Raw genomic sequence first — 13961 nt, forward strand, 5'->3', positions numbered from 1 at the left:
AGCTTGAAACGCGGTTAGGGCAAGGAGCTCACGTAGCCGCGCTGCTTGTCCACCACGTTGGCCAGGTCCGCGCCGGCCGTCCAGCGTTCCAAGTTGTCCTGGAACTGCCGGGCGAGCGCGTCGCGCCAGCCGACGACGTCGCCGCACATGTGCGCGGACAGGTGGACGTTTTCCAGGCCCCAGAACGGATGGGAAACCGGCAGCGGCTCTTCGCGGAACACATCCAGTGACGCGGCGGCGAGCTGTCCCCGGCGCAGCGCCTGGAGCAGAGCATCTTCGTCCACCAGAGCGCCGCGGCCGACGTTAATAAGGTGCGCGCTGGGCTGCATAGCGGCCAGGACGACGTCGTCCACCAGATCGCGGGTCTGTTCGGTCAGCGGGGCGGCCAGGACCACGTGGTCTGCCCAGCCCGCGTGCGCGGCGAGCTCCGTGCTGGCGACCACCGTGCCGAAATTCGGATCCTGCTCCCGCGGGGTCCGGCCGACGCCGCGCACCTCCAGGCCCACGGCCCGCAGAAGCCGTGCCGTGGCGCGGCCGATTCCACCGGTGCCCACCACCAGCGCCCGGGACCCTGCGGTGCGGGTCAGCTCGCGGTGCTTCCAGACCGAGTCCTGCTGCAGCCGTTTGCTCAGGTGCAGCTGCTTGTTGTGCGCGAGGATTGAGGCCAGCACAAACTCGGCGATCGGCTGGTCGAACGTGCCGTGCGCGTTGGTGACCACTACGCCGGAGGTCCGCAGCTCCTCGAACAGCATGGCGTCCACGCCGGCCGCCGCCACGTGCACCCATTTCAGGGCGTCGGCATGCGGCCAGGCGTCGCGGAGTGCGGAGGAGAAGAAGTCCCAGAGGAACAGGACATCAGCGCCGGCAACTGCCCCAGGGAGTCCCTCGGCGTCGGTCACGGTCACGTCCGCCAAAGCCTCGAGGGCGTCCAGATTGAAGGGAAGGGCCACGCCCTGGGCGGAAAGTAGAACCACCCGCGGTTTGCTCACAGTGTTACTCACGCCACAACCGTATCCCTATTGCAGGATTGTTGACAATAGACAGATGTGACCTGCATCATAACGGCATGACTTCCCTCAGCCCCGCCCTCAAGCAAGCAACCCCGGTGATGGTGGACCATGCCCTTGGCAGCTGGATCCACGGGACCGACGGCAAGGCCTACCTGGACTTCACCACCGGGATCGGTGTCACCAGCACCGGGCACTGCCACCCGAAGGTAGTGGCCGCCGCCCGCGAGCAGGTCGGCAAGATCATCCACGCGCAGTACACCACGGTGATGCACAAGCCGCTGCTGGAACTGACCGAGAAGCTGGGCGAGGTGCTTCCGGCCGGCCTCGATTCCGTTTTCTACGCCAATTCCGGCTCCGAAGCCGTCGAGGCCGCTGTCCGGCTGGCACGGATGGCCACCGGCCGGCCGAACATCGTGGTGTTCCAGGGCGGCTTCCACGGCCGCACCGTCGCCGCCGCCTCGCTGACCACGGCCGGCACCAAGTTTTCCGCCGGCTTCGCGCCGCTGATGGCCGGCGTGCACATGTCCGCCTTCCCCTACGCCTACCGCTATGGCTGGGACGAGGACACCGCCGTCGTTTTTGCGCTGCAGGAACTCGACTACCTGCTCCAGACCCGCACCGATCCCAAGGACACCGCAGCCTTCCTCATCGAGCCCGCCCTGGGCGACGGCGGCTATCTGCCCACCCCGCCCGCGTTTATGGAGGGCCTGCGGGAGCGTGCGGATAAATACGGTATCCAGCTGATTTTCGACGAGGTCCAGGCCGGGGTGGGACGCACCGGAAAGTTCTGGGGCCATCAGTACTCCAGTGCCACGCCGGACATCATCATCACGGCTAAGGGCATCGCCTCCGGCTTCCCGATTTCCGCCATCGCGGCGTCCACCGAGACCATGTCCAAGGCCTGGCCCGGTTCCCAGGGCGGCACCTACGGCGGCAACGCCGTGTCCGCTGCCGCCGGCGTCGCCACCCTGGAAGTGGTGCAGGAGGAGGCCCTGGTGGAGAATTCCCGCGTCCGCGGCGAGCAGCTCCAGGCGGGCCTGCGGGACATCCGGGAACGCTTCCCGGTGATCGGCGACGTCCGCGGCCGCGGCCTGATGCAGGGCATCGAGTTCACCGCCGACGACGGCACCCCGGACGCCGGGACCGCCGCAGCCGTGCAGCAGGCCACCACTGAACAGGGCCTGCTGACCCTGACCTGCGGTCCCGCCGGCAACGTGGTCCGGCTGATCCCGGCGCTGGTGGTCACCTCCGAGGAAATCGCCACGGGACTAGAGCGTTTCGAGGCCGCCCTGGCCACCGTCACTGATGCCGTTCCGGCCGGCGTGGCGGGCTGAGCTTCCGATGACTGATACGGACGTCGCTGCCGAAAATGGCGGCCGATCCAGCCGCAGCCCGGCCGACGGCCGGCGCGACGGCGCGAGGAGCGGCGCGGGCCCCAGCACAGAGGATGCGGCCCAGCGCCGCGTTCTGGCGGCGCTGGCGGCGGCAGGCGTCCCGGCCGATTCGTCACCGCGCCGGCTGGCCGAGTACTCCTACGATGCGTCCAACTACCGGGTCCCGCCGCTGGCCGTGGTGTTCCCGCGGTCGGTGGACGACGTCGTCGCCGTCTTGGCCGTGTGCCGGGACACCGGTACGCCGTTGGTGAGCCGGGGCGGTGGCACCTCAATGGCCGGTAACGCGATCGGTCCCGGCGTCATCCTGGACTTCTCCCGGCACCTGAACCGTATCCAGGCCATCGATGAGGCCACCGGCACCGTGGCCGTGGACCCCGGCGTCGTCCTCGCTGTCCTGTCCCGCGAGGTGGAGCAGGCCACCGGCAACCGGTTCACGTTCGCCCCGGATCCGTCGTCGAAGAACCGCGCCACTGTGGGCGGTGCCCTGGGCAACGACGCCTGCGGGAACCACTCCGTGCGCTACGGCCGCACCTCGGATCATGTGGCGGAGATCGACGTCGTCACGGCCGACGGCGCCCGGCTCACCGCCACGGCCACCGGCCTGCACGCGACCCATCCGGCGGACACCTTTTCTGAACGGCGCGCCGCCGCCCTATCTGCGGGCCTGCGGGAACTCACGCAGGCCAACCTGGCGGACTTCAGGGTGGCACTGGGCCGGATCCAGCGGCAGGTCTCCGGCTATCATCTGGCCAACCTGCTGCCCGAACACGGCTTCAACGTGGCCCGCGCCCTTGTGGGCTCCGAAGGCACTTGCGTCGTGATCGTGGGCGCGCGGATGAAGCTGGTGCCCAAACCGGCCAGCGCGCTGCTGGTCTGCCTGGGCTACCCGGACGTGGTGGAGGCCGCCCGGGACATCGAAACCATCCTCGAATTCTCCCCGGCCGCGGTGGAGGGGATCGACGAAGCCATTGTGGACACCATGCGCTTTCGCCGAGGCGCCGGGTCGGTGACAGGCCTGCCCGCGGGCAAGGCCTGGTTGTACGTGGACCTCGACGGCGACGACCCCGCCTCCGTACAGGCCGACGCTGACCGGCTGCTGGCCCGGCTGACGGAAAACGGCCGGCTGATCGAAGGCCGCCCGGTGCCCGACGCCGTTGAGCGGGCCTCGTTGTGGCGCGTCCGGGAAGACGGCGCCGGACTATCTTCTCGTTTGTCCACCGGCGGTGAGTCCTGGCCCGGGTGGGAGGATTCCGCCGTCGCACCGGAAAAACTGGCCGACTACCTGGCCGATTTCCGCGACCTGCTGCACCACTACGGGCTGCAGGGTGTGATGTACGGGCACTTCGGGGCCGGCTGTATGCACATCCGCATCACCTACGATCTGCGGACCGTGGCCGGACGGGAGGTGTTCCGTGCGTTCTCCGCCGACGCCGCCCGGCTGGTGGTGCAGCACGGCGGCTCGCTCTCCGGGGAACACGGCGACGGTCGGGCCCGGTCCGAGCTGCTGCCGTTGATGTATTCGCCGCGTCTGCTCGCGGCCTTCGCTGCCTACCGCAAGCTGTGGGACCCGGCCGGCATCCTGAACCCGGGATCGCTGACCGATCCGGATCCGATCGACGCGCATCTGGCACTGGACGGGGTGCCCGCGCGGGAATGGCGCACCAGCTTCGACCTGCGGCCGCTGCACGCAGGCGGCGGGTCGTCGGTGGAGACTGACGATGCGGCTTCTTCTGCTGCCGGATCTGGCGCGGGAAGCGGCGGGGGACACAGTATTGACCCGTTCGTCCATGCGGTGCAGAGCTGCATCGGGGTGGGCCGCTGCCGCACCGATGCCGGCGGGGTGATGTGCCCCAGCTACCGGGCCACCCGGGATGAGAAGGACTCCACCCGGGGCCGGGCGCGCGTGCTGCAGGACATGGTCCGCGGCGCCCGCACCGTGCAGGAGGGCTGGAAATCCGAGGAGGTCCGCGAGGCCCTGGACCTCTGCTTGTCCTGCAAGGCCTGCTCCAGCGACTGTCCCACCGGCGTGGACATGGCGACGTACAAGTCGGAGTTTTTCGACCACTATTACCGCGGCCGGCTACGCCCGCTCTCGCACTTCTCCCTGGGCTGGCTGCCGCGCTGGCTGAAGCTCACCGGCAGGGTGGCGCCGCTGGTCAACGCCGTCCTGGCAACGCCGCTCGGCAAGCTGGCCGCGAAGCTGGGCGGGCTCACGACCGAACGCTCCCTGCCCCGGTTCGCCGGCGCGGGGGAGTGGCGGGCAGAGCTGGCGGCTGCCGGGGTGCAGATGCCGGGTAGTGTAGCCGGGCAAAAAACCGGCGTGGTGCTCTTCGTCGACACCTTCACCCGCGGTTTCCGCCCCGAAGTCGCCGGTGCCGCCGCCCGCGTGCTGACCGGCGCGGGGGAGCGGACCGAATGCTCCGCGGACGCCTGCTGCGGCCTGACCTGGATCTCCACCGGCCAGCTCGACACTGCCAAGAAGCTCCTGGCCAACGCCGCTGAGGTGCTGGATGACGGGACCGAGAGGCCCATCGTCGTCGTCGAGCCCAGCTGTGCCGCCGCCCTGCGGAAGGACCTGCCGGAGCTGGTCCCCACCGAGCAGGCCCGCCGGGTCGCCGCCCGGGTCCGCAGCTTCGCCGCACACGTGGGCGAGCTGTCCGCGGCGGGCTGGACGCCGTCGCCCGCGGTGCCGCTGCCGGAGCAGGTGGTGCTGCAGACGCACTGCCATGAATACGCCGTGTTTGGGGCGGGCACGCAGAAGGCCCTGCTGGCCGCCGTCGGGGTTCCCTGCGTGGTGGACGCCACCGGCTGCTGCGGTGTGGCCGGGAACTTCGGCTTTGAAAAAGAGCACTACGAGGTGAGTATGCAGGTGGCCGAACAGGCCCTGGCCCCGGCGCTGCGCGGCACCACCCCGGACGCCGTGGTCCTCACCGATGGGTTCTCCTGCGCCATGCAGGTGAACCAGCTGGACCCCGGGCGGCCCGCAACCCACCTGGCCCAGATTCTCGACCCGGGGCCGGCCACAGACAGAACGTCCACAGACAGAGAAAGAGAAACCGCATGACAATCCAAACGAGCACCCGCACCTCGCAGCAGGCCCGCGATGCCATCGCCACGGTCAGCACCGGCCTGTTCATCGACGGGCAGTGGGCCGACGCCGCCTCCGGAGCCCGGTTTGACGTCGTGAATCCCGCCACCGAAGAGGTCATCGCCACGGTGGCCGACGGCGGTCCGGAGGACGCCCGGCGGGCGATCGAAACGGCCGGCCGGGTGCAGAAGGAATGGGCTGCCACCGCGCCCCGGGAGCGCAGCGAGATCCTGCGCCGCGCCTATGACCTGATCATGGCCCGGCAGGACGAGCTGGCGCTGATCATGACCACCGAAATGGGGAAACCACTCGCCGAGGCCAAGGGCGAGGTGGCGTACGCCGCCGAGTTCTTCCGCTGGTTCTCCGAGGAAGCCGTGCGCATCGGCGGGGACGCCACCACCACCGGCGACGGCAAGACCCGGATCATCGTCTCGAAGGAACCGGTGGGACCGTGTGTGCTGGTCACGCCGTGGAACTTCCCGCTGGCGATGGGCACCCGCAAGATCGGCCCGGCCATCGCCGCCGGCTGCACCATGGTGTTCAAGCCCGCCAACCTGACCCCGCTGTCCTCGCTGGCGCTGGTGGACATTCTGGTGGAGGCCGGGCTGCCCGCCGGGGTGCTGAACGTGGTGCCCACGTCGAAGGCCTCGGCGGTCGTGTCGCCGTGGATGTCCAGCGGCATCGCCCGCAAGGTCAGCTTCACCGGCTCCACTGAGGTGGGGGTACGGCTGCTGGAACAGGCTGCACAGCACGTAATGCGCTCCTCGATGGAACTGGGCGGGAACGCGCCGTTCATCGTGTTTGAGGATGCCGACCTGGACCGCGCCGTGGACGGGGCCGTCGCCGCGAAGATGCGCAACATGGGCGAGGCCTGCACCGCCGCGAACCGGATGTTTGTGCAGCGGCCGGTGGCGGACGATTTCGCCCGCCGGCTCGCCGCCCGCCTGAGCACACTATCGGTGGGCAACGGCGCGGAGCCGGGCACCGACGTCGGGCCCCTGGTGGAGGAGAAGGCACTCACCAAGGTGCAGGAACTGGTGGACGACGCCGTCGCCAAGGGCGCCGAAGTGGTCTGCGGCGGTTCGCGGCCGGACCGGCCCGGCTACTTCTACACTCCCACCGTGCTCTCCGGGGTGAGCCCCGACTCGGATTTGATGAGCCAGGAAATCTTCGGTCCGGTGGCCCCCGTGGTCCCGTTCGACACCGAGGAGGAAGTCACCCGGCTGGCCAATGACACCCCGTGGGGGCTGGTCGGCTACCTGTTCACGCAGGACGTGGACCGCGGCTTCCGGATGGGCGACGCACTGGAGGTCGGCATGGTGGGGCTCAACACCGGCATCGTCTCCAATCCGGCGGCACCGTTCGGCGGGATCAAGGCCTCCGGGCTGGGCCGTGAAGGAGGGCGCGTGGGGATCGAGGAGTTCCTTGAAACAAAGTACCTGGCCGTGCCCCGGTAGCCCGGTTTCCCGGGCTGCTGTTGCGGGACTGATTTGAGCGTGATGGGGAGCGGCACACCGGCCGGATTCCCGAACTTGGCACCACCCTTGCTAGCCAAACCACTCACTAAAGGACAAACCGATGACCACCAGTTCACAGCCCACGCAAGGCAGGCACCCGGAACCGCAGACAGTGCCGGGCTCCGAGCCCCGCACCGCCGAAGGCAAACGCTCGCTCCACCGGTCCATCCTGGGTGCGGCGCTGGGCAACGCCGTCGAGTGGTTCGACTACGGCGTCTATGGATATTTGACGATCTACATGGCGGTGAATTTCTTCGGCTCCACGGAGGGCGACGGCGGTCTGGGGGTCACGCTGACACTCGCCACCCTGGCGCTGTCCTTCCTGGTCCGGCCGCTGGGCGGCCTGATCCTCGGGCCGCTGGGGGACCGGGTGGGCCGGCAAAAGGTTATGGTGCTCACCGTGACCATGATGACGCTGGCCACCGGTGCGATCGGGCTGCTGCCTACGCTGGAGACCGTGGGCCTGCTGGCTCCGGTGCTGCTGCTGATCTGCCGCCTGGTGCAGGGCTTCTCCGCCGGCGGCGAGTACGGCGGAGCTGCGGTGTATATGGCGGAGTCCGCGCCGGATAAGCGCCGTGGTTTCTTCGGTTCGTTCCTGGAGTTCGGCACCACCGTTGGGTTTATCCTGGCCGCGATTGTCTGCACCACGCTGATTGCCATTGTGGGGGACGCCGGGATGGAGGCCGGCTGGTGGCGGCTGCCGTTTCTGCTGACCATTCCGCTGGGCCTGACCGCCCTGTGGATCAGGACCCGGCTGACCGAGGCTGCTGTCTACACAGAGGCTTCGGCGCACAAGGAGACCACAAAGTCCCCGCTGCGGCATGTGCTGGCGAATAACTGGCGGCAGATGCTGATCCTCGCCGGGTTTGTGGTGCTCCTGAACGTCGCGTTCTACCTGATCCTCGGGTACATGCCGACCTACCTGAGCGGCCAGCTGGGCCACAGCACCGCGCAGGGCAACTGGATGCTGGTGGCCGTGATGGCCCTGATGCTGGTGGCTATTCCTCCGGTCGGCGCATTGTCCGATCGGATTGGCCGCAAGCCGCTGCTGCTCGCTGCTGCGATCGGTTACACCGTGCTCTCCGTTCCCGCGATTGCGCTGCTGGGCATGGAGAACCTGGTCCTGCAGTTCATTGGACTGGGTGTGCTGGGCTTCCTGCTGGTGATCCTGGTGTCTTCGGTGTCCTCGACCCTTCCGGCACTGTTCCCGACCGCGGTCCGCTACACGGGCTTCGCCATCGCCTACAACTTCTCCACCGCGTTCTTCGCCGGGCCGTCGCAGACGATCGCCAACCAGCTGATCGAGACCACAGGCAACCAGCTGGTGCCCGGCTGGTACATGGCGATTGCCGGTGTGATCGGTCTGATCAGCGTCCTGTGCATGCGGGAGACGGCCCAGGCCACGCTGCGCGGCGAGGAGCTTCCCGGTGTTCCGGCGTCTGTGGGGCTGCCGAAGCGCGAGTATGTGGAGCTGAACCGGGAGAATGCTGAGGAGCGGCGGGTTTCGTTCTAGGGACGGCCTGTTCGGCCCTATAGCCAGCGTGCCGTCGTCGTGTGGCGGCATGCTGGCTAGCAGCTTTTAGGAACATCTGAACATTCAGTCGACAGGGAACATCGATTTCGCGGTTTTGCCGATAAATCCGGTCATGGTTCCATCCACGGCGCCGCCGACCACACCGCCGACAAGGGGAATTCCCTTTGCCAGGGTAACGACGGAACGCTTTGTGCCGTATTTGGCAAGAAGCATAAATCCGGCTTTTTTATTGATCTCGCGAATGACCACAATCGGGATTTTCTTAATCGCCTGCATCGCGACTTTCTCACCGACTTTGATCCCGATGGCCTTAGCGATCTGTTGTGTGTTCGATCCCACGGCGACGAGTGTGGCCACCGTGCGGACGTGAGGATCCTGAGGGTCGTACCCACGCAGGTAGGCGATCGCTCCAGCTAGACGTGCGTTGATCACCAGGGCGCCCGCCATATTCGCGGGCACCGTTACTGGCATCGCGATAAACCCGCCAAGCTCTGTGGCGAATCCGTTGACGCTGGCGGCTTCAACAGACTCGACGATGAGTCGCTTGATGGCCTTATCAATATCGTCCTGTTCGTACGGTCGGACTTTCCTGATCGGGTCGGTATTCGGCTCGTAGCGGGGTCCCTGGACGCGGGCCAGCCTATCCTCAGCCCAGGTGACCGAGCCCGTGAGTGGACCGACTCCCGTGTCGATCACTTTTCCCACCAGCTTTAAGAGCTGCCCGGATGCTTTCTCTGCGGTGGTTGTCGGAGCCTCGTCGGTTTCGGGCGCTGTCGGGTCGGACATGGATACCTCTCTGAGTTCTTGTGTGAGTGATCCGCAGGGAAAGTGCGGTGGACGTGCGGGGTGATGACTGTCGAAGTCGCAAATGAGACCGATGGAATTCGCTGGCGTCGGACTTGAGGAACAGTATTCCAACATCAGCCTGCAATTCCCGGTTCACATGCCGGGTGAGCAGGTGCAAGCTCCGACGAGAGCTCCCAAGCTCTTCCAAAACCACATCCTGTGAGGAACGAACCACGGTCGTTGCAACACCCAAAGTGAGGGGGTTGCAACGACCGTGAGGGGCCGCCGGTCAGCGCCCTTTAGCGTCCCTGTTCTAGCAGGGCCGCCAGGTCTTACCGCCGGGCGCATAGCACCGTGGCCCCGTGTAGCCCGAGGGGTTGCCCTGGGCAGGCGGAGCGTACTGCTGCTGGGGCGGAGCGACGTACTGCTGCTGTTGAGCCCGGCGGTTCGCCTCGGCCTGCGCAGCGGCGATACGCTCTGCCTCTGCCTCTGCCTCTGCCTTTGCTGCTGCGATCCTGTCGGCTTCAGCCTGGGCGGCTTCAGCAACCTTCCGGGCTTCCTCCTCAGCTGCCACCCTTTCGGCCTCGGCTTTGGCTTCCGCTTCCAGACGCTTGGCCTCGTCCTCGGCGGCCTGCCGCTCCTCCTGGAGGCTGGTGAGTTCGCCATGACGCTCGGCGATGGTGCCCTTGGCGGTTGCCGCCCGGGCCAGTAGGGCTGACCGGTCGGCTTCGGACAACACCTTCCAGATCAGTGAGTTGCCGGCTTTCGCCCCGGCCTCCAGCGCATCAAAGCCCTCGTTGACGACTTTGGCTGCGGCGAAGACGGCTGCCGCCGCGGCAGCCGCCGATGCTGCCGACGTCCCCGTACCTTGTGCGGCTGCTTCCTGAGCCGCGGACTCCAGTGCGGCGACCGTGCACTCGACGTCGTCGTCGAACAGTCCATTCTTCTGTTCTTCGGCCTCTTGGTAGGCCGCATCAACCGGGGGCCGGAACTTCGAGTTCTTGCCGTAGGTGACGGGAATGCCAAAACCCTGGCGGGCTACTTCGGCATTGATCAGACGGTCCTGGGCGTCATAGACGGCCGCTAGTGTGCGGCCGTAGCGGTCTTCCAATTCGACGTCGAAGGCCAGCGTGACCTTGCTGCCCTGGGGCAGTGCCTCTTTCAGGAAATCGGTGGCCTCAGGTCCGAGGCATTCAACAGGTTCGTTTGGGTCTTTAGTTTCCGGTGTATCCACATTCAGAAGCCGGACGGTTAGTTCCTCATTCTTGAAGTCCACGACGAGCGTGTCTCCGTCGATGACGCGGACCACCCTGGCTTTGTCGGAATTAACCGCGGTTGCGACCCCGACCGATGTGACGGTGATGGCCACGGCTGCTGTGGCAGCGATGGCTACCTTTTTCGCGAGGATCATGCCGCGGACTCCGGGAACCGGCTGACGGAACGAAAACTGATGCTTCTCGGAGCGATTTCAGGCGCGGAGCAGTGAACTCCACTTGTAGTGCGGTGCAAGGATTCCCCCAGATTGTTGAATTAACAGGGATGAGAATATCCGGCAGCCGGGACTTATCAGGAAACCGTGTGGGTGGGTGCGCCGTTTACTCTCGATTGTTATCTTGTGCCTTAACGGAAATGGTTCGTATTTTAGATGTCACGTTCGAAGGCCCAGATGGCGTGATCGAGTTCCGTCGGGGTTGATTCAAGCACGGTTGCTGCTTCTACTAGCAGAGCCCTGGCTTCTGAAGCCGTTACGTCACGTCGGAGAGCCCGCCCCACGAATCGGACTATCCACCGGTCTGCCTTGATGCCGGGCTTGCCGAGCAACATCCCGAAGTACTCCCACGTCACCCACCCGAGTCCATGCACCGATGTGTAGGCCTTCTTGTGTTCCGGGTTATGCGGATCCAGGTCAGCAGCAGACTTGACCCCCGCAGCCAGCAGATTTCCGGCGGCTTCGACGACAGCCGACGCCTTGGTGCGTCCGCTAACCATCTGGTCGTTGAGGACTGTCTGCAGCTGCGCAGGATCTTGGTTGGCGAGCCGCGCCAGGTCATCCGGGCGCTCAGATCCCACGGCCGTCCGATAGCGAGTGACCGCGCCCCGGACCCCGTTGCCTTCGGAGCCGTACTTCGCGCTGATACTCATGACTGCATCGATGAGCGCTGCTTCGACCTGTTCCGGCCATCCGCCCGGCCAAGCCGTCCAAGTGTCGCGGGGAAGCTCGGTGTTGATGAAGGCAACAAGCCGTTGGAGATCGGTCTGAGTAGTCATCGCTGTCTTTCGATAGGAGAAATAGAATCTGAAACGTATCAGGCAAAGGGAACGGAATAGCTACCGGCGTAGATTTGCGAAAGGAAGCATAGAATGCGCCTGGAAGAACTCTTCAAGTAGCTCTGATTCGACATCCGTTGCTGACTTGCCGATAACTGGAAGCCAGGCGATACGCAGGTCCTGGGAGTTCGACAACTGCCAGATATAACGCCCGCCCCAGTGGCCGACGGGTTCTCCGTTGCCGAACCTCACGAATTCGCCGATCCGTTTGCGGAGTCCACGAGTGCCACGGCTACCAGCGTCTGCCTTCCCCAGGTACAGGGTCGCGGCGTCACAAGTGAGAAGTGACCGCAGGATTGACGGGTCACCGGTCGGGGTCTTTTGCTTGAACCACCCGCCGACGCTCGAATCCAGTACCCCGTGGAAGCTATTGCTGTCGCGAAACACGGCATAGACCCCGGGACTGCGCGGAACTTCTGAGAGGTCTAGTTCGGCGAAACGTCTAAAGCCCTCGAAGCCACGGCCTTTCAAATCTGCCTCGCTGAAGAGATCAGGCACTGTCTGCTCCCAAATGTTGCGGCCGTGGTATCAACTCTGGCCATGGATGGATATCTATCGACTTATTTCGGTCTTTGTTTCTCATCGGCTCACTGCGCAGAGCCCTATGAATGCACCTAGTTCTTCCAGCGTCCCAGGCCGTGACGACATATATTGCGTCAGATGTCGCGAACGGACAACAACCGCCCTGCATTGCCCGCGCGAAAGAGCGACGTTGATGCGGTTGCGGTTTAGAAGGAATCCCATGCCGCGCGGAGCTTCGGCCGGGGCAGAACAGGCCATGGAAACAATAACGACGGCGGCTTCCTGATCTTAGAACGGGTCCACTGTCGAGCTTTCGCAGGATCTGGAACTCGCACGTCGCTGCTGTGACGAGGTCGCTGGCTGAGTACACCCAGGTCCCTAGGTGTGGAGGGTTCATTCGCGTCGATCAAAAACATGTTTCCCCCATGCTTATATCTGACCTCAAAGCAGCAGTGCCCTGTGGCAGATTTGATGTGGTGCAGCACCTGTCGACAACACTAAGTGTTAGGTGTGACATTGCCCGTGTGTTGCTCGGCTGAGCCCTTCGGGATGATGCATGGCGGAACCAGAGCTACTCGCCGCGACTGTAGACGAAAGTTAATGTGTGAGCCGGTTCCGGTCCGGCGGGCTTCGGCGATGAAGGCTGGATCTCCTTTCCAGTCCCAAAAGGAATCGAGACCTTGACGGGTTGTAGAGGGTTTATTCGGACAGCAGGATGCTGGATTTCCTCCGCCAGGTTTGTCCGCTGCTCGCAATTGAAATGGACCTCGTCTGAGCTCCGATAATTTGGTGCAGAGGCCGGTGGAGTCTTTGGGCGGTGCTGATCGAGGAATGTCAGGACTGCACCCAAAGTCTGAAGGACCGGCGTCCTGCTGCAGCTGGGTGGCCGCCAGTGGAGTTCCCTAAAACATTGGAACAACGGGGCACACTCTGATTTCATGAAAGCAACGACCGACGATCCCACTACTTTGATCGGATACTTATTATGACACCTACAGAATATGAGTCTCTCATTGCTGCCCATTTTGCCGGGCTCGGGTACCTCACCCGGCAAACAGCCATGTCTGGTGACTATGGCGTAGATGTTTTTGCCGAAAATTCTGATGAACGATTGGCCATCCAGATTAAGATGTACGGGCACACCACCCGACGAGTGAACCGGCAAATGATGATGGAGCTTCACGGCGCCAAAGACTATTTCGACTGTCACAAGGCAGTCTTAGTCACTGACGGGGAATTCCTTCCGGATGCTCTCGAAGTCGCTGAAAAGCTCGGCATTCAGGTCCTATCGATACCAGCTGTCGCCATGTCAGACTGTTCGGCAGCTGAAACAAATTATTTCAGCATCGGAACCGGGCCTGCCGAACCTGTCTCGGTGACTACCAGCCTGAACAGCGACGAAGTACGCTCTTTTGATCAAATATGGGCAGATCATGTGATGCCCCTAACGGGACAGGTTCTTCGAGGTAAAGGAGCCAGAGAGAACACCATTGAGAAGGTCGATTGGGCAGGCGTGCAGCGAACAACTTCCACTGGAGGGAGGAGTCGAATTGACATAGAAATTTTCCGACTTGCTATTAACCACATATTGAGGAACGGAAGCATCACGCGCGACGAGATCAACCAGAACTACGCAAAACGTGCCTCGTCCGGTGTTGTCCTCATTCTCGCGCAGGTGCCACTATTCGAGCTCACGGATCGGCCGCTCACTCTCCACCTCCGGTCCAATGATTTGCCTTGACCCCCGGAGGATGGACACCTCACAAGAGGGAAGGTTCACTT

The 13961-nt window shown here is 64.6% G+C and carries 10 protein-coding genes and 1 pseudogene; 5 read left to right on the forward strand and 6 right to left on the reverse strand.

Annotation, left to right across the window (positions count from 1 at the left end; all coding sequences use genetic code 11):
* Positions 1-14: 14 nt before the first annotated feature.
* Positions 15-1001, reverse strand: a complete 987-nt coding sequence (locus ABIB35_RS08360) for a D-2-hydroxyacid dehydrogenase (RefSeq protein ID WP_354180497.1) — start codon at positions 999-1001, stop codon at positions 15-17.
* Positions 1002-1066: 65 nt separating this feature from the next.
* Here ABIB35_RS08360 and ABIB35_RS08365 point away from each other — a divergent pair, with 65 nt between their 5' ends.
* The 4 genes from ABIB35_RS08365 to ABIB35_RS08380 all read left to right on the forward strand — a co-directional run bounded on the left by ABIB35_RS08365 (position 1067) and on the right by ABIB35_RS08380 (position 8522).
* Complete coding sequence (locus ABIB35_RS08365; RefSeq protein WP_354180499.1) at positions 1067-2344, forward strand: aspartate aminotransferase family protein; 1278 nt, start codon at positions 1067-1069, stop codon at positions 2342-2344.
* 7 nt (positions 2345-2351) lie between these two features.
* The gene (locus ABIB35_RS08370) at positions 2352-5468 is read left to right on the forward strand and encodes an FAD-binding and (Fe-S)-binding domain-containing protein (RefSeq protein WP_354180501.1); all 3117 of its coding nucleotides are present in this window, start codon (positions 2352-2354) and stop codon (positions 5466-5468) included.
* A complete protein-coding gene (locus tag ABIB35_RS08375) occupies positions 5465-6949 on the forward strand; it encodes an NAD-dependent succinate-semialdehyde dehydrogenase (protein ID WP_354180503.1) in 1485 nt (494 codons plus the stop codon). The genes ABIB35_RS08370 and ABIB35_RS08375 overlap by 4 nt, the downstream gene beginning before the upstream one ends.
* A 121-nt stretch (positions 6950-7070) precedes the next feature.
* Entirely contained in the window at positions 7071-8522 is a 1452-nt protein-coding gene (locus ABIB35_RS08380; RefSeq protein WP_354180505.1) for an MFS transporter, read from the forward strand.
* A gap of 84 nt (positions 8523-8606) precedes the next feature.
* Here ABIB35_RS08380 and ABIB35_RS08385 read toward each other — a convergent pair whose 3' ends face one another.
* The 5 genes and pseudogenes from ABIB35_RS08385 to ABIB35_RS08405 form a co-directional block, all read right to left on the reverse strand.
* Positions 8607-9329: an EcsC family protein gene (locus ABIB35_RS08385; protein WP_354180506.1), complete on the reverse strand. Its 723-nt coding sequence runs from the start codon at positions 9327-9329 to the stop codon at positions 8607-8609.
* Between the two features lie 313 nt (positions 9330-9642).
* The gene (locus tag ABIB35_RS08390; RefSeq protein ID WP_354180508.1) at positions 9643-10740 is read right to left on the reverse strand and encodes a thermonuclease family protein; all 1098 of its coding nucleotides are present in this window, start codon (positions 10738-10740) and stop codon (positions 9643-9645) included.
* Between the two features lie 230 nt (positions 10741-10970).
* Positions 10971-11597 carry a DUF8548 family protein gene (locus tag ABIB35_RS08395; RefSeq protein WP_354180510.1) on the reverse strand — a complete coding sequence of 209 codons (627 nt, stop codon included), beginning with the start codon at positions 11595-11597 and terminating at the stop codon, positions 10971-10973.
* 60 nt (positions 11598-11657) lie between these two features.
* Complete coding sequence (locus tag ABIB35_RS08400) at positions 11658-12155, reverse strand: hypothetical protein (RefSeq protein WP_354180512.1); 498 nt, start codon at positions 12153-12155, stop codon at positions 11658-11660.
* 81 nt (positions 12156-12236) lie between these two features.
* A pseudogene (locus tag ABIB35_RS08405) lies at positions 12237-12464 on the reverse strand (hypothetical protein); the annotation flags it as partial.
* Between the two features lie 700 nt (positions 12465-13164).
* Here ABIB35_RS08405 and ABIB35_RS08410 point away from each other — a divergent pair.
* On the forward strand, positions 13165-13920 hold the full coding sequence (locus tag ABIB35_RS08410) for a restriction endonuclease (RefSeq protein WP_354180514.1): 756 nt from the start codon (positions 13165-13167) through the stop codon (positions 13918-13920).
* Positions 13921-13961: the final 41 nt, after the last annotated feature.

Origin of the sequence: Arthrobacter sp. UYP6 (assembly GCF_040547315.1) — a bacterium.
Taxonomy (GTDB): domain Bacteria; phylum Actinomycetota; class Actinomycetes; order Actinomycetales; family Micrococcaceae; genus Arthrobacter_B.

Bases quoted from the DNA above. Each gene is read 5' to 3' on its own strand.
- ABIB35_RS08365 (WP_354180499.1), top strand. From the start codon at position 1,067: ATGACTTCCCTCAGCCCCGCCCTCAAGCAAGCAACCCCGGTGATGGTG.
- ABIB35_RS08370 (WP_354180501.1), top strand. From the start codon at position 2,352: ATGACTGATACGGACGTCGCTGCCGAAAATGGCGGCCGATCCAGCCGC.
- ABIB35_RS08375 (WP_354180503.1), top strand. From the start codon at position 5,465: ATGACAATCCAAACGAGCACCCGCACCTCGCAGCAGGCCCGCGATGCC.
- ABIB35_RS08380 (WP_354180505.1), top strand. From the start codon at position 7,071: ATGACCACCAGTTCACAGCCCACGCAAGGCAGGCACCCGGAACCGCAG.
- ABIB35_RS08385 (WP_354180506.1), bottom strand. From the start codon at position 9,329: ATGTCCGACCCGACAGCGCCCGAAACCGACGAGGCTCCGACAACCACC.
- ABIB35_RS08390 (WP_354180508.1), bottom strand. From the start codon at position 10,740: ATGATCCTCGCGAAAAAGGTAGCCATCGCTGCCACAGCAGCCGTGGCC.
- ABIB35_RS08395 (WP_354180510.1), bottom strand. From the start codon at position 11,597: ATGACTACTCAGACCGATCTCCAACGGCTTGTTGCCTTCATCAACACC.
- ABIB35_RS08410 (WP_354180514.1), top strand. From the start codon at position 13,165: ATGACACCTACAGAATATGAGTCTCTCATTGCTGCCCATTTTGCCGGG.